This window comes from Candidatus Neomarinimicrobiota bacterium (genome assembly GCA_016784545.1).
Classification (GTDB): domain Bacteria; phylum Fidelibacterota; class UBA8477; order UBA8477; family JABMPR01; genus JABMPR01.
The window spans coordinates 13,636-29,490 of record JADHUM010000023.1 but is presented as its reverse complement, the minus strand read 5'-3'; the positions used below and the strand labels follow the sequence as shown (position 1 = coordinate 29,490).

Annotated in this window: 13 protein-coding genes and 1 pseudogene; 8 read left to right on the top strand and 6 right to left on the bottom strand. The window is 45.6% G+C overall.

What is annotated here, in order from left to right:
- Positions 1-110: 110 nt before the first annotated feature.
- From ISR87_06780 to ISR87_06755, 6 genes are all read right to left on the bottom strand, one after another.
- Positions 111-761, bottom strand: coding sequence for an NAD-dependent epimerase/dehydratase family protein (locus ISR87_06780; GenBank protein ID MBL7025146.1), 651 nt, complete (start codon positions 759-761; stop codon positions 111-113).
- Positions 762-770: 9 nt separating this feature from the next.
- A complete protein-coding gene (locus ISR87_06775; GenBank protein ID MBL7025145.1) occupies positions 771-1,658 on the bottom strand; it encodes a tetratricopeptide repeat protein in 888 nt (295 codons plus the stop codon).
- 169 nt (positions 1,659-1,827) lie between these two features.
- The gene (locus tag ISR87_06770; protein MBL7025144.1) at positions 1,828-2,388 is read right to left on the bottom strand and encodes a transposase; all 561 of its coding nucleotides are present in this window, start codon (positions 2,386-2,388) and stop codon (positions 1,828-1,830) included.
- A gap of 337 nt (positions 2,389-2,725) precedes the next feature.
- Positions 2,726-3,583, bottom strand: a complete 858-nt coding sequence (locus ISR87_06765) for a hypothetical protein (GenBank protein MBL7025143.1) — start codon at positions 3,581-3,583, stop codon at positions 2,726-2,728.
- 28 nt (positions 3,584-3,611) lie between these two features.
- Positions 3,612-6,014, bottom strand: a complete 2,403-nt coding sequence (gene priA, locus ISR87_06760) for a primosomal protein N' (GenBank protein MBL7025142.1) — start codon at positions 6,012-6,014, stop codon at positions 3,612-3,614.
- A 148-nt stretch (positions 6,015-6,162) separates the two neighbouring features.
- Complete coding sequence (locus ISR87_06755) at positions 6,163-6,507, bottom strand: hypothetical protein (protein MBL7025141.1); 345 nt, start codon at positions 6,505-6,507, stop codon at positions 6,163-6,165.
- A gap of 398 nt (positions 6,508-6,905) precedes the next feature.
- Between ISR87_06755 and dnaN the strand changes: the two genes are divergently transcribed.
- The 8 genes and pseudogenes from dnaN (at position 6,906) to ISR87_06715 (ending at position 15,747) form a co-directional block, all read left to right on the top strand.
- Positions 6,906-8,021: a DNA polymerase III subunit beta gene (gene dnaN / locus ISR87_06750; protein MBL7025140.1), complete on the top strand. Its 1,116-nt coding sequence runs from the start codon at positions 6,906-6,908 to the stop codon at positions 8,019-8,021.
- Between the two features lie 160 nt (positions 8,022-8,181).
- Positions 8,182-9,279: a DNA replication and repair protein RecF gene (gene recF, locus ISR87_06745; protein MBL7025139.1), complete on the top strand. Its 1,098-nt coding sequence runs from the start codon at positions 8,182-8,184 to the stop codon at positions 9,277-9,279.
- Complete coding sequence (locus tag ISR87_06740) at positions 9,272-9,556, top strand: DUF721 domain-containing protein (protein MBL7025138.1); 285 nt, start codon at positions 9,272-9,274, stop codon at positions 9,554-9,556. The genes recF and ISR87_06740 overlap by 8 nt, the downstream gene beginning before the upstream one ends.
- Positions 9,553-11,490 (top strand): DNA topoisomerase (ATP-hydrolyzing) subunit B, encoded by a 1,938-nt coding sequence (gene gyrB / locus ISR87_06735; protein ID MBL7025137.1) that lies wholly within the window; start codon positions 9,553-9,555, stop codon positions 11,488-11,490. Before ISR87_06740 ends, gyrB begins: the two co-directional genes overlap by 4 nt.
- A 125-nt stretch (positions 11,491-11,615) precedes the next feature.
- The gene (gyrA, locus tag ISR87_06730; protein ID MBL7025136.1) at positions 11,616-14,132 is read left to right on the top strand and encodes a DNA gyrase subunit A; all 2,517 of its coding nucleotides are present in this window, start codon (positions 11,616-11,618) and stop codon (positions 14,130-14,132) included.
- Positions 14,133-14,144: 12 nt separating this feature from the next.
- Positions 14,145-14,846, top strand: a complete 702-nt coding sequence (locus ISR87_06725) for a YggS family pyridoxal phosphate-dependent enzyme (GenBank protein MBL7025135.1) — start codon at positions 14,145-14,147, stop codon at positions 14,844-14,846.
- Between the two features lie 14 nt (positions 14,847-14,860).
- Complete coding sequence (locus ISR87_06720) at positions 14,861-15,466, top strand: DivIVA domain-containing protein (protein ID MBL7025134.1); 606 nt, start codon at positions 14,861-14,863, stop codon at positions 15,464-15,466.
- A 194-nt stretch (positions 15,467-15,660) separates the two neighbouring features.
- Positions 15,661-15,747, top strand: a pseudogene (locus ISR87_06715) (purine-nucleoside phosphorylase).
- Positions 15,748-15,855 lie beyond the last annotated feature (108 nt).

Here is a 15,855-nt window from a genome sequence, read left to right as displayed (position 1 = left end):
ATCATCCATTTCTCCATCCTCCAGGTTTGCCCCGCCTGAGAACAATATGAGAAGAAAGACAACCTCATGTTGTGTTTGTGCTCACACTTAAATCCAGGTTGTGCTCTGGATCAATTTTTATGGAAGAGTTCTTTACCTGTCCAGATTGAAGTTCCTGAACCCCCGGTGGATATGAGTTCACGTATTTTAGCCGCAACTGTACTGGCCTGTATGGGTTTATAATTCCAGGGAATGAGGAAGGACAGGGGCGTCATAATGAGTTTACCAATAAATTCACCAGGACGACTTTCCTGTCTATTTCCAAGCAACATACTTGGTCTCAGGATGTGTAATTGCTTAAATCCTACCTCCTTCAGAGCCACCTCAAGTTGACCCTTAACACGGGAGTAAAAGATTTTGGAGTTGGCGTTTGCCCCCAGGGATGACACCAGGATAAACGTTTGACATCCTTCTTCCCGAGCCATTTTCGCCAGGGCCAGGGGAATATTGTGATCAATCTCGAAAAAGCGTTCCTGGGAACCTGCTGTCTTAATTGTGGTGCCCAGCGTGCAGACCAGTACATCTGTTTTTAAATCGGCTCGCATGCTTTCCAGGTCGGAGAAGTCATGGATGGCCTGATGAATAAATGGTTTGTCAGACAAGGTGGGGATTTCTCGGCGTGTGATAGCAGTGACACCCTTGTACTCGCCCTCAGAGATGTTGCTTAGAAATTGTAATCCAATGAGACCCGTAGAGCCAATGACGGTGATAGTTTGGGACATAAATATTCCTTAAGGTTTGCGGACATACATGAAATCATATTCCACATTCCAGTTTTTTCCATAATCTGAACTAAGTTGTGAAAATTGTCTCACACTGTCAGGTGATATATTGAAAAAGGTGAGTCGTCGTAAGGGCTCCTGAGAATCCTTGTCCACTTGCTCAAAGTACACCATGGCGTTCTGTTCGGGATCAAAATTGCCTTCGAAATAAATCCTATCAGCGTTTTGATCAACCCAATATTGAATCCAACGGCCTGTTTCCATGTGGTAATGATTAAAACTTTTGCCTTCAATACCACCAGCCCCACTCCAATTTTCCAAGATGACATTACCCTTGAGAATCTTTTGAATACTACTTTGACCGACTTTTACACCTGTCTGGCCAAAAACATTCCATTCCCCCACCCAGAAATCAAACTTTTTAGCTTCAGGTTCATTTTCGATGGATTTCACCGACCTGGATATAGCTTCAAAATCCTCACTATCTCTGATACTGGCCAGATCAGGATCCGTTTTCATGAGTCCCAGTTGCGTAAACCCCTTCTCAACTGCTGATTCCAGAACTGCCAGAGCCTTCCTCTCCTTGCCATGCATGGCATAGGAACAAGCTAGGTTATATAACACGTTTGGGTTATCATTTGGTGCCAGTTGCTCATAATATTTTATGGCTTTTTTATAGTTTCCCTCGCTGTGGGCCATAGACCCAAGTTTATAAGTGATGGCGTTATTGTCTGGTGTGCTTTTGTGGATTTCCTCATACAGCTTGAAAGCTTCCTTGGTCTTTTTTTCTGTCTCTAGCTGTTGAGCCTGCTTAATGCGGGGATCCGGTGAGGCCTGACCGACAGCCACGCCAATTGATAAAATGCTGATTAAAAACAGTACGATGATTTGCTTCATGAATATCTCCTGTTTGTGCCCCCAGTGTAAATCTCCAATATGAAATAGATTCGGGTTAAGAGAAACCAATTTCCGACCCCGCAGGGGGCTAAATTGGTTTATCAACCCCAGCCTAAAGCCAAGTAACTCTACCCTTTCTGGAAACCAATTATCTAGAAACCAATTTGGCTCACTCCGTTCGCTGAAAATTGGTTTCTTTTAGCTGACTTTCAACAAACAGTTTGTACTCAACAAATCCGCCGTAAATCTCGCTGTAAAATGAGCTACCCAGATCTATTTCATAGTTAATTAACTGTTTATAGTTTGACCACTTCCAATTCTCTGGTCTTGTGATCAATCCGGCTGATACTGGATTCATGTGAATATAACGGGCTATTTCTGTCACATGGTGCTCATCCCTAAACACATCTGTTTTGAAAGGTCCCCCGAAAACATGGCCTGAATGTGAGTATTTCCGATTAAAATACTTTGCATAGGCTAGTTGAAGGCGGTGAAAAAACTTACTTAGGCTGTCTTCTGTCTTAGTATTCAGCAAAAAGTGAAAGTGATTTGGCATTAAGCAAAATGCGATTACGTCAAAGTGATCATTTATTCTTAAATACTCAGCCTTATTCAAAAACCATTTATAATCAGCATTCGATTTATAGATGATCATTTTATTGTTTCCTCGATTGTAAACATGAATGAGACATCCAGGCGTCAAGTCACGTTTATCAAAGCTTAAAGCCATGATAATTTCCTTTGTCATATGATATTGGGGTTTAGCGAATATAGAACAAATCCGTCAAACAAAAACTTATTTGCAGCAGATTAAAACTGATTAAACCAATTTCCGACCCCGAAGGGGGCTAAATTGGTTTAACCACAACCACTACTAAAAGCCAATATTTTCACACTGCCTGGAAACCCATTCTCTGGAAACCGATTTCCGACCCCGCAGGGGGCTAAATTGGTTTAATCAACCCCAGCCTAAAGCCAAGTAACTCTACCCTTTCTGGAAACCAATTATCTAGAAACCAATTTGGCTCACGCTGTTCGCTGAAAATTGGTTTCCAAGGTGTCCCGGGTTAAGCAAAATATTTGGGTTTATCCTCTAGGGACTCTTCCTCTTCCCATTCATCCAGTTTCTTTTTACCTTTTCTTTTTTTGAGATACCAGGCCAATACAACAATTAAAGGCGAAATTGCCCAGAGAGCCCCAGGGATTCTGGAAATTTTAAAGAACCAGAAGCGTGCTTCCAGATCCTCACGCCAGGCGATTTCAAAATCGACCAGGTCTTCTCCTGTCTCAGCCTTGAATCGTTCTCTAAACCCTAGGTCGTCCGCCCGGAGGAGATAAGGCAGGATGGATTCTCCCTGACGCTTGATTAAAAATCGAGTGGCATCCAAAGCCTGTCCATAAGCCAGGCTTGCCCGCTTATGGTTAAAACTTAAAATCACATCTAGATCCACGAGGGGAATTAGGTTTCCCCTGGCCGTTGCTCCTCCCAGTTCCATAAAGCCGCCCCAGTCCATCTGACCCGCATGCCATTGAGCCAGACCCTCATTCAACCAGACCGGTATATTCACCTCGTTCTGGCCGAGTAGCGCGTGAAAGAGTTCGTGTTTCAAAATTGTGAGCCATTGGTTTCGATCCCTGCCAAAAATTGCTATCTCTGAACCAGATCTGGCCATTCCGGCACTCCAATACGGCGTGGCATGCAATCGTGCACCCACTTTGTCCGGGTTGTAATAGAACCTGATTTCCAGTTCATCCTCAAGCCGTAAACCAAACAATGCTTTGTAGTACTGCTGTTCCAAACGAATCAATTCTACCGCTCGAAGCAGAAGCGTTGAGTCTCCCTTGTCGCTCATCATTGAAAGATTACCTGACTTCAGAAATAGAGCCTGGCCTGATAGAGGTGCACTTGAAAAAAGCAGCACCATTGCCAGGAAAAATATCCTGGTATATTGACTAGAGAATTTGATAGGGGTCCACATCTACAGTTACCCGAACATATTTGTCCTTGGTGGTTTGCAATACATGTCCTGCAGCCTGCCGGAGCGCACCGCCTGTGGGATCATCTGCTTTTGAGGTTTTCAAAACCAGCTTCCAATGAAAACCCATGTGACTTTTCTCAATCATGGCAGGTGCTGGTCCCAATAATTGAACTACCTTTTGATTTTTAAATCCCTCTGAGGCATGTTCTGCGAGGCGAATTACCGCCTCACGTGAACGACCCATAAATCCAAAAGAAATCATTCTGGAAAAGGGTGGGTACTGGAGTTGATCGCGATCGTTTAACTCGCCATTATAGAAAAGTTTGACATCACTTTTGGTAGCGCACTGGATGGAAATATCGTCTGGCATCCAACTCTGAACAACTACACGACCGGGGAACTCTCCACGACCTGAGCGACCAGATACCTGATACACCAGTTGAAAGGTTTTCTCCCGAGACCTGAAGTCTGGAAAATGCAAGCCTGAATCAGCATTAATGACTCCCACCAGGGTGACATTCTCAAAATCAAGACCTTTGGCGATCATCTGAGTTCCCAGTAAAATTTTATACTCCCCGCGGGCGAAATCACCCAGCAATTTTGTGTGTGCACCCTTGCCACGGGTTGTATCCATATCCATACGACAAACAGGCACATCTGGAAATTGGGCTTCCAGGGCTTCTTCCACCATTTGCGTTCCCATGCCACCAAATTTCAGGTCCAGGGAACGACATTCGGGACAACTGATGGGAGTCGGCGCTTCAAAATCGCAAAAATGGCAGCGCATCTTGTTGCCAATCTTATGATAAGTCAGGGAAATATTATCATGGGGACAAACCATGGTCCAATTGCAGTCCCGGCAGGTAATAACAGGAGCGTAGCCCCTTCGATTCTGGAACAAAATGATCTGCTTCCCATTCTCCAGGGTCTCTCTGATGGCAGCAACCAGCTTTCTTGAAAAGGGGCTGGTATAATCACGGGTCTCTTCCCGTTCGGCACCCATATCCACCAGATCCACTAGGGGTGGTTTGGCTTTTTCCCAGCGCTTGGTGAGATGGAGTCCCTTGTAACGGTTGGTTGTCAGGTTGTAATAGGTTTCCAGAGAGGGTGTCGCCGATCCAAGCAGCACCACTGCTTTTTCTTCCTGTCCACGCACCAGGGCTACATCACGAGCATGATAGCGAGGTTCGTTATCCTGCTGCTTGTAGCTGTTTTCCTGTTCCTCATCCACAATGATGAGACCCAGGTCTTTAAGGGGCGTTAATACAGCTGAGCGCGCCCCCACCACAATGGTAAATCTGTTTTTCTGAATCTGTTGCCAGGTCCATAGTCGCTCTGCCCCTTTGAGGCCTGAATGCCAGAGCGCTACAATATTTCCAAAACGTGATTGGAAGCGATAGGCAATTTGAGGAGCCAGGGCAATCTCAGGAACCAGGACAATGACAGAGCGACCTTGTTCCAGAGCGTGGGCTGTGGCATTCAAATACACTTCGGTCTTGCCGCTACCGGCGACCCCAAAAAGCATGTAGGGTGTAAACTCATGATCATCCAGAGATCGTGTCACCTCTTTCAGGGCAATGGTTTGTTCATGATTGAGTTCGACAACTTTAGGCGGTGGTCGGTGATAGTCTTTCAGGGGGTCAATATCAGGTTCAATTTCCTGCAGCCTGACCAGGCCGCGATCAGCCAGTTTATGGATAATCGGGCGATATACCTCATACTCATCTCTCAGCTTGTCCAGGGGGATACCCTCAGGGAAATCGTTGAGAATATCAAAAGCTTTTTGTTGAGCTCTGGCATTGGTGGGAATTTCTGAATCCCGCCCCAGATCCGGAATAACAAGGTAACTTGAGGCTCTTTTTCCTTTGAACTCGAATTCATTTTCCAGCTCCAGAAGACCCTGTCTTTGCAGGCGCGCTACCTGGTTCACGGCAAAGTCTGCCCCGAATTTTCGTTTCAGCGTTGATAAGCGCACCAGACCCTTTGACTCTAGAAAGTTGCTGAACTCATCTGCCCCATGTAAAAGGGCGGTAGCCTGGATGATGATCTCTTTCTTCATGCGGGCATCAGAAGGAATGGCTGATTGGATCACCTTCCCCAGGGGGGTGAAATAGTAACGACTCATCCATTTTAGAAGATTGATAAGATGATCATCAAAGACTGGAACGGGATCAACGATATTTTCAAAACTTTTTAATTTGCCGGTAAAATCTGCAGGTGGATCTGACTTGACGCCAATGATCATGCCCTGTTGCTTGCGTCGACCCAGGGAAGCAATGACACGTTGTCCTATCTGAACAACATCGTTCAGTTCTTCTGGAACTGAATAGGTAAAGGCCTGGTCAAGACTCAGGGGGAAAACAATTTCAACATACATGGCTTTTTCCATCTTATAAAATGAGGCTTCTGGGGATTAAAAGAAACGCTTATTCATGAAATGTGGTTAGCGGGTTGATAATAATCTATATCAGAAGATATAAAAAGACCTGTATCCAGGTTTAATGGTCCAAATTTATCTCAGCGGACTATTTTTTAATGATCTGTGACAGCCATGCACCCAGACTGATGGCCAGTCCCTGGATAATCATAACCTTCCCAAAATGTGGGTCAGAAGCCCCGGCACTAAAGGTGGCTACCTGCAAGCTTAAACCAAAGGGAAGGAACCAAAAAATGCCTACAGCCCTGACCAGGGTGCGTTCATCAAAATCTACTTTGCGACCCTCTATTTCAACACCCTTGCGAAAGAGCTTTTGCAGGCTGCGGTACAGGGTGAGCATAAAGGTGAAAGTCACAGTAGAGAATCCCAGCATGAACATCATTTTTGTATCAGACAATTCTGCAGTGATGCCACTTTTAAACCAGGGGTGCAATACGCCAGCCAGAATACCGATAAAAACCAGAAAAAGTCTGAATCGGATCGGATTATTTATAAACCATTTTGTGATAAATTTTTTCAGAAATCATCCCAATCATATAATTCACGAACTGATGCTACAAAACTAGGCTATGAATGGCTCTCAACAAGGAGTACTTCCTTCTATCCTGTTAAGTTGGTCTCAACAGTATAAAATCTATGAAAATATCCTGTTTTACCCTGGGTCAGTCCTGCCTCAGGTCGTTTCATGGCCTTTAAAGGGGTGTTTTGGGCGAAAAATTGCGGTTGCCGGCTAAAATATACAGGTTCAAGCTTTGAATTGGCCAGATCGAAGTTTAGTTTGGTTTGCTTGAAACAGGACAGTGAATAACCCGACATTCGGAGATCAAAATCATGCAATTTACCGTTGACTCGTCAACCCTTTTACACGGCTTGCAAAAGGTGGCTCGCGTAAGCCCCACCCGCTCAACCATGCCCATTCTCAACCACATTCTCTTCACCGTGAAGGGGAATGTTCTTTCCATGCGTAGTACGGATATCGAAATCACCTACACACTTGACCTGAATGTCCTGGGTGAAGATGAAGGTGCCGTAGCTTTGCCGGTCCGTCTGCTCCAGGAAATCACCAGCGAGTTACCAGATACAGAACTCACCTTTGCCTGGTCTGATGACAGCCGTGTGACACTCTCCACCACTGGAGGTACATACAAAATTGTTGGACGCCCCGCCATGGATTTCCCTGAAGCTCCAGAATTGGGTCCAGCTCAAAGTCTTGAAATCAAATCCAAGGTTTTAAAACGCACGGTAGAAAAAACCGTCTTTGCTGTTTCAAAGGATGAGTTGAAGCCTGCCTTACTTGGTGTGCTGTTTGAACTGAAGAACAATGAAATTCGCGCAGTTGCCACGGACGGACACCGTCTGGTAAAATATACCAACCGGGATTTTGTCTCCGCCGATTTTGAAGCCAATATCATTGTTCCACCCAAATTTTTATCACTGATCCAGTCCTTTCTGGATGATGGTGATACCATCAATCTGTCTGTTGGGGAAAAACACATCTCTGTTGCTACAGAGACCGCCACCATTTTCAGCCGTCTGATCGATGAGCAATACCCGGATTATGGAAGTGTCATTCCTTCCACCAACGACAAGACGGTCACCCTTTCCAGTAAGGATCTGGTCACCACCGTCCGTCGGGTTTCCATCTTTTCGAATCGTACAACTCACCAGGTAGCCTTGAAACTTCACCCCGGTTATATAGAAGTATTTACTGAAGATCCTGAAGCCAGCACAAGTGCTAAAGAACAGGTCCTGGCTGACTATGATGGAGAAGAATTGACCCTGGGATACAATTCAATTTATCTTAAAGATATGCTCAAAAACGTTGAAACGGATCGTGTAGTATTCAGGCTGGGTTCTGAAATTGGTCCTGGATTGATTTTGCCTGAAGTACAGGCAGAAAAAGAAGAATTAGTCATGCTCCTAATGCCTATACGGCTTCAGGGATAGACAGCTATCTTTGCAGGACAGCCGGTCGTCAAACTGATTCTAAAACATGGGGAAAACTGACCGGTTTGATTACTGGCAGAGATAAGGTATTGAATCGATACGTGATGATTAACCATAAAGCCACATCCAAAACCCAGGTATGCTGATTAAGTCGCTTACGATGATTGACTTTCGTAAATACGAGCAGGTTTCCATGGAATTTGGTGCTTTCACGAATATTCTCCATGGGGAAAACGGTGTTGGTAAAACCACTATTCTAGAAGCTATCCACAGCCTTGCCTATACCCGTAGTTTTAAAACCCGATTGGATGCTGACCTGTCCCGACATGGTCGGGTAGGCTATCAATTGAAGGGTGTCTTTGCGGATCGTCATGCCAATGATCATGAAGTCCGTCTTAAAGTGGAATCTGCCCGCAAAAAATTAGTGAGTGTTAACAGCAAGAACCTCACGAGTCGTGCGCAGATAATTGGTCGATTCCCGCTGGTCTCCCTGACTCCTGAAGACAGTGAATTAACCTTTGGACCCCCTGAAATCAGGCGCTTGTTTTTTAACAAGCTTCTGTCCCAGGTTGATGCTGGGTATCTTGAAAACCTGCAGATCTATGCCCGCATTCTCAAGCAGCGTAACGCCTTGCTGCAGAGTTATGCCAACGATGGCACTTCCATTGACCGAATTCAAATGTCTTCCCTGGATGATCAGCGTGCCAAAATTTCTGCACAACTCCATGAGGCCCGCAGCAAGCATATCGCTGAGTTTAAAAAACTACTCTATGCGGCCTATGCTGAGCTTGAAGATGAGAAATCCGTGAAAATGGCTTTCATCTCCAACGTGAGAACAACTGCTGGTGAGCTTGAAGGTCTATATCGACGCGCCTATCAGGATTCCCTGGCTGAAGACATGCGCAAGGGCACTACAACCCGGGGACCTCACCGTGATATGTTCACCTTCTACCTCAACACCAAAGATCTTAGAAAATTTGGCTCACAGGGAGAACACAAACTCGTATTGGTGGCCATCAAATTTGCCGAGGGCCGCTTTCTGGAGACTTTTCTAGGTGAACCTCCTGTGTTTTTACTGGATGATCTATTTGCAGAACTCGACGTAAAACGCAGTGTAATGATTGTGGAGAGCCTCCGTGGAGGCCATCAAATATTTATCACAGCCACAGACCTGGCAGACTTGAGACATCATGGTCTCGAGCTCGAGGGAGATACCCTGCAAATTATTGATGCAGGAAAGATGCAGGCCAATGGCTAAGGCACAACGTATTGGAAATGTATTTACCCAACTCTTTAATGATCTGGGTATTAATAAAGCGATCCAGCAGAATATGGCCGTCTCTCGCTGGGCTGAGATCGTTGGTGAGAGAATCGCCCAAATTAGTGAAGCTGAACGCATAGAAAACGGTGTTCTATTTGTGAAAGTCAGCTCTCCGGTTTGGCGCAACGAACTCGTATTTATGAAAAGCAATTTAATAAACAGTGTTAATGAAGCATTAGCAAAAACCGTAGTTAAGGATATCAAGTTTACATGAGTGATAATCAAACAAATCCTGCAGCAAAAAGTTATAGTGCGGAATCTATTACCGTCCTCAAAGGTCTTGAAGCCGTTCGTAAACGCCCTGCCATGTACATTGGTGATGTGGGCAAGCGTGGTCTTCATCATTTAGTATATGAGGTGATTGACAACTCCATTGATGAGGCCATGGGTGGTTATTGTGACACCATCAATGTGATTATAGGTGAGGGTGAGACCATTACGGTTGAGGATAACGGGCGTGGTATCCCTGTTGGTATGCACAAAGAAGAGGGTCGCCCAGCACTAGAGGTTGTTATGACCTCACTGCATGCCGGCGGAAAATTTGACAAGGATTCCTATAAGGTTTCCGGTGGGCTCCATGGCGTGGGCGTTTCAGTGGTAAATGCACTGGCAGAATGGCTCCGTGCAGAAGTGTACCTTGAGGGTTCCGTTTATGAGGCTGACTTTAAAAGGGGTCTTTTATCCGAAGGCATGAGAATAACTGGCAAAACCAAAAAACGTGGAACTAAAGTCACATTCAAGGCAGATGATTCCATTTTTACTCATCATGTTTTCGATTGGGATGTACTGGAAGATCGTATTCGTGAGCTGGCCTTTCTCAATAAAGGACTTACTATCCATCTTAAGGATGAGCGGGATGAAGAAGAACGATCAGAAACCTATCTTTACAAGGGTGGGTTGAAGCAGTTTATCGACTATCTCAATGAAAACAAGCACCCCATTCACCCTCAGGTCATTGCCTTTGAAGGGGAAAAAGACGATGTACCCATCGATGTGGCCTTTCAATACAATGATAGCTACAATGAGAATATCTTAAGCTATGTCAATAATATCAATACGATTGAGGGGGGCACTCACCTCTCAGGGTTAAGAACTGCTCTGACCAGAACGCTGAACAATTACGCCACCAAGAACAATATGTTCAAAAAGACAAATACAACCTTAAGTGGTGATGATGTTCGTGAAGGTCTAACCTGCGTTATTTCCATTAAAGTGGCTGAACCACAGTTCGAAGGTCAAACCAAAACCAAGCTGGGTAATGGAGATATTAAGGGTGTTGTTGATTCATTCGTAAGCGATCAACTGAATGAATTTATGGAACGGAATCCGGCCATCGCCAAAAGGGTTATCGAGAAAAGTCTTCTGGCGGCTCAAGCCAGGGATGCTGCCCGCAAGGCCCGGGAATTAACCCGTCGAAAAAGTGCCCTGGAAAGTGGCGACTTACCGGGAAAACTGGCTGATTGCTCAAACAAAGATCCTGCCATGTGTGAAATTTATCTGGTTGAGGGAGATTCTGCTGGAGGCTCTGCCAAGCAGGGTCGCGATCGACGGTTCCAGGCAATTCTGCCTTTGCGTGGAAAAATCATCAATTCTGAAAAAGCACGAATTGATAAGATTCTGGGCAACAACGAAATCAGGATGATGATCACTGCCTTTGGCGCCGGATTCAAGGATGAATTCGACATCGAAAAATTACGCTACCACAAAATTGTCATCATGACTGATGCTGATGTCGATGGTGCACACATTCGTACCTTGCTGTTGACATTCCTGTTTAGATATCTCCCAGAATTGATCATCGGAGGGTACGTCTACATTGCCATGCCTCCTCTTTATCGGGTGAGTGTTGGCAAAAAAGACAAATACTGCTATGACGATGATGAGCGGGATATCGCCATCAAAAAGATGACAGACGGAGGCGATCCTTCCCGAGCTAAGATTCAACGGTATAAAGGTTTAGGAGAGATGAACCCGGATCAGTTATGGAATACCACCATGGATCCAGAAGTTCGGACCATGATGCGGGTGAACCTGGACGATGCAGCTGCAGCAGACAGGATTTTCTCAACCCTCATGGGTGATGTGGTCGAACCACGTCGGGCGTTTATTCAGTCCCATGCAAAATATGTGACCAATATTGATGTTTAAATAGTGGCGTGATGCTTCGACAGGCTCAGCATAACACCTGGTGTGTCTCCCTGAGGCTCTCGAAGGGGCACTTAAACTGATAAAAGAATTGATTAAGACAGAAATAAAGAGGTATTGAGTTGGAGATTCAGAGACAGAACATACTGAACACATCGATCGAAGAGGAAATGAAAAAATCCTATATGGATTATTCCATGTCGGTGATTGTTTCACGTGCCCTACCCGATGTCCGGGATGGTTTAAAACCCGTTCACCGTCGTATCCTTTACGGAATGATGGAGTTGGGGGTTGGATATAATCGAGCGTATCGTAAAAGTGCTCGTATTGTTGGAGACGTCATGGGTAAGTATCACCCCCACGGTGATTCTGCTGTATACGATTCCATGGTACGCATGACCCAGGAATTTTCCCTGCGTTATCCCCTGGTAGATGGTCAAGGTAACTTCGGATCAATTGACGGTGATAGTGCTGCGGCCATGCGTTATACAGAAGCTCGTATGAAGCGGATTTCCAGTGAGATGATGAAGGATCTTGAAAAAGAGACCGTAAAATTTATTCCCAACTTTGATGAAAGCCTTAAAGAGCCCACCGTACTGGCTGCAGTCATTCCCAACCTGCTTTTGAATGGTTCAAGTGGTATTGCTGTCGGTATGGCCACCAATATCCCCCCTCATAATATGAATGAGGTGGTGGATGCCATCGTCGCTCAAATCGACAATCCCGAAATCACTGTTCAAGAACTTATGGAACATATCAAGGGTCCTGATTTCCCAACAGCCGCAATTATTTATGGTGCTTCAGGTATTCGTGAAGCATACGAAACAGGTCGCGGAAAGATTACCGTCCGTGCCCGCGCTAATATCGAAGAGCATAAGAATGGGCGCTATAGCCTGGTCATTGCTGAAATCCCTTATCAGGTCAACAAGTCTTCGCTTATTGAAAAAATTGTCATGCTGGTTCGAACCAAAAAGGTTGAGGGTATCTCAGATATCCGTGATGAATCAGATAAAGACGGTATCCGGCTTGTGATCGAGCTAAAACGCGATGTGGTTCCAGAAGTTGTCCTGAATCTGCTTTACAAGCATACTCAAATGCAGGAGACCTTTGGTGTCATCATGCTGGCACTGGTGAATGGTTTACCCCGGGTGCTAACCTTGAAAGAGGTAATCGCTGAGTTTGTCAAATTTCGCCACGAAGTCATTGTAAAGCGTACTCAGTTTGAACTCAGAGAAGCCGAAGCCAGAGCTCACATCTTAGAAGGTTTAAAAATCGCGCTGGATAACCTTGATGCCATCATCAAGACCATTCGAGGTTCAAAAAACCCACCCGAAGCCAAAGTGGCCCTCGTCTCAAAATTTGGTTTGTCAGAGATTCAAGCTCAAGCCATTCTGGACATGCGTTTGCAGAAACTCACCGGTCTGGAACGCCAGAAAATTATTGATGAGTATACAGAAGTACTCAAGTTGATTGCCCGCTTGAACGAGATCCTCAACAATGTAGGTCTCCGGATGGAAATCATTAAAACGGAACTTCGTGATGTTCAGGAGCGTTATGGTGATCCACGACGAACAGAAATCGTTTTTGACGCCAAGGATTTCACTATTGAAGATATGATTGCTGAAGAAGAGATGGTGATCACCATTACTCATAACGGTTTTATCAAACGTTATCCCGTGAGTGGTTATCGTCGTCAAAACCGTGGTGGTCGAGGTTCAGCGGGGGCTAAGGCCAGAGATGAAGATTTTATCGAGCATCTCTTTACGGCCTCTACCCATGACTACATCCTGTTCTTTACAGATCGTGGAAAATGTCATTGGTTACGCGTCCACGAAATTCCACAGGCTGGCAAAGCAACCCGCGGACGTGCGTTGATCAACCTGCTGCGTGTGGATCAGGGCGAAAATGTCCAGGCCTATATTGCCGTAAGAGAATACTCAGAAGATCTATTTATCACCATGGCAACATCCAAGGGTCTGGTAAAGAAAACCGCCTTAACAGCATATAGCCGTCCAATGAAGGGTGGTATCTTTGCCATAGACATTCGTGAAGATGATCACCTCATTGATGCACAGATCACCTCTGGTGAAAATGACATTATTCTGGGAACCAGAAATGGCATGTCGATTCGCTTTAGCGAGACCAATATTCGTCCCACCGGTCGTAAAACCATGGGAGTTAAGGGTATTGAACTCAAAGGCGATAATGATAGCGTCGTGGGCATGATTGTCGTCCGTCGCGAAGGAACCGTCCTGGCCGTTTCTGAGCATGGTTTTGGCAAACGCACCGAAGTGATCAACTATCGTGTCCAGAATCGCGCAGGAAAAGGTATCATCACCATCAAGACCACACCCAAGGTTGGTAGTATGGTTTCTCTCCTGGAAGTTGTGGACAATGATGACCTCATGATTATTACCAGTCGTGGCGTGCTCATTCGCCAGCCGGTTTCCTCCATTCGCAGTATTGGTCGGAATACACAGGGAGTCAAATTGATTCGCCTGGACGACGGTGACTCCATTGCTGCAGTGACTCGGGTTCAGGAAGAGAAAGACCCTGCAGAAATTGATTCTGTTGAGGGAGAAACCCCTGAAGTTGAGCAAAAAGATATCTTTGACGGTGAGGGAGAAGCACCGCCAGCCGAATAAGGGAGTTGTTCCGTGGGACCTTCAACCTTTGCTGAACGGCTGAGCCAGATCCAAGATGAAGTAGCAGAAGCTGCTCATGGGGTTGGTCGGGCCAGTGAGGACATCACCCTGATTGGTGTCAGCAAGCGGAAGCCCGTGGAAGACATGCAACAAGCCTACAAGGCCGGGTTGCGTGATTTTGGGGAGAATAGAGCCCAGGAAGTTCGTGATAAATTTCCCGGGTTTAATCCCCCAGACATCGTCAGACACTTTATCGGGCATCTCCAGAGCAATAAGGTAAAGTACCTGCCTGGCAGGGTTGATATCATCCACACGATTGATTCCACACGTATTGCGGATGCTATTGATCAACGCTTTGGTGCTCAAGAACTGACAATACCTGTTCTTGTGGAGATCAATATCTCTGGCGAATCCAATAAAGAGGGGGTTGAGCCTGTTCAAGCCATGGAGCTGGCCGCGTATTGTGCTGAGAAGCCTCATCTTGAATTTCAAGGCTTGATGACCATTGGTCCACTCACTACGGATATTGGACGTATCAGACAGGCTTTTAGAGAGATGACACTTATTCATGAACAGGTGGCAAGACAGGTCGGAACCAGTGGCAAGACGGCTATTTTATCCATGGGCATGTCCAGCGATTTTAAAATCGCTATTGAAGAGGGTGCAACCCATATTCGTGTGGGAACCGCACTATTTGGAGACAGGGAATATTAAATGAGGAGGCAATTATGGGACGTTTAACCCCACAGGATATAAAAGACCAGGAATTTAAACAGTCTCCTCTGGGCTACAGTAAGGATCAGGTCAACGATTTCCTTGAAAATATTGCCGATGAGCTCGAAACCCTTATTCGTGAATCCAATGAAATCCATTTAGAAAATAAAGAGGCCCGCCTTGCGTTGACCACCTATAGGAATGTCGAGGACAGGTTGAAGGAGACTTTGCTCCTGGCACAGAAGACCGCCCAGGAGACCTTGAAAAACGCCCAAAACGAAGCCGATATCATCATCCGAAAAGCCAATACGGAAAAAGAGGCTTTACTTTTTGCTGCCAACCAGGATATTACTCAAATTCAGAATGAAATTCGCAGGCTGATGGCTCAGCGGGACTCGATTCTTATCAAGTTAAAGAGTAGTCTCAGGACTAATCTGGAAGTCCTTGAAGAAGAATTCTCCAGCCAGGATGACCCGGAGTCTTTTGAGGGAGATAGTAGTTCAGGTGACGAGCGTATAGTGGATTTTTCCAAAAACGATCTCATCATAGATGATTTGCCACAGGATCATGACGAGCCTGAAATCAATGTGATGGATTCTGAGGACTCAACTCGGGAATGAACCAAAACAGCATTATTCTTTGTGCACCAGAATTTCATGGCAGGCTTGAGCAAGCCTTTCCCCGGGGAACAATTGTCTCGTATTCAAAGGACATCGCTATTGGCCGGGAGCGGGTTGCTGAGCTGGATGACCAAGATCTTCGATATGTCACTCTCCTTTTTAAGGGAGTGCACTATATGATCTCAAACCAGCCGGTGAAGGATCATATAAATCTGTCGACGCAAAATCCCTTGATTGGTCCAGTTGATCTGACCAAAGGTCCCCGGTTTCCAGATATGTCTTCGGTTTATGAGGGGGACGATGGAATTGTAGCTGTATTGGGCGAGGATGAAGACCTTAAAAATTTTGATGAGCCCTGTGCCGCGGTTACAGGTGGTATTTGGGAAGCG

What these genes read in the sequence shown, in the direction of transcription:
- ISR87_06780 (MBL7025146.1), bottom strand. Translation starts at nt 761, where the DNA reads ATGTCCCAAACTATCACCGTCATTGGCTCTACGGGTCTCATTGGATTA.
- ISR87_06775 (MBL7025145.1), bottom strand. Translation starts at nt 1,658, where the DNA reads ATGAAGCAAATCATCGTACTGTTTTTAATCAGCATTTTATCAATTGGC.
- ISR87_06720 (MBL7025134.1), top strand. Translation starts at nt 14,861, where the DNA reads ATGGGACGTTTAACCCCACAGGATATAAAAGACCAGGAATTTAAACAG.
- dnaN (MBL7025140.1), top strand. Translation starts at nt 6,906, where the DNA reads ATGCAATTTACCGTTGACTCGTCAACCCTTTTACACGGCTTGCAAAAG.
- gyrB (MBL7025137.1), top strand. Translation starts at nt 9,553, where the DNA reads ATGAGTGATAATCAAACAAATCCTGCAGCAAAAAGTTATAGTGCGGAA.
- ISR87_06740 (MBL7025138.1), top strand. Translation starts at nt 9,272, where the DNA reads ATGGCTAAGGCACAACGTATTGGAAATGTATTTACCCAACTCTTTAAT.
- recF (MBL7025139.1), top strand. Translation starts at nt 8,182, where the DNA reads ATGATTGACTTTCGTAAATACGAGCAGGTTTCCATGGAATTTGGTGCT.
- ISR87_06770 (MBL7025144.1), bottom strand. Translation starts at nt 2,388, where the DNA reads ATGGCTTTAAGCTTTGATAAACGTGACTTGACGCCTGGATGTCTCATT.
- ISR87_06765 (MBL7025143.1), bottom strand. Translation starts at nt 3,583, where the DNA reads ATGGTGCTGCTTTTTTCAAGTGCACCTCTATCAGGCCAGGCTCTATTT.
- priA (MBL7025142.1), bottom strand. Translation starts at nt 6,014, where the DNA reads ATGTATGTTGAAATTGTTTTCCCCCTGAGTCTTGACCAGGCCTTTACC.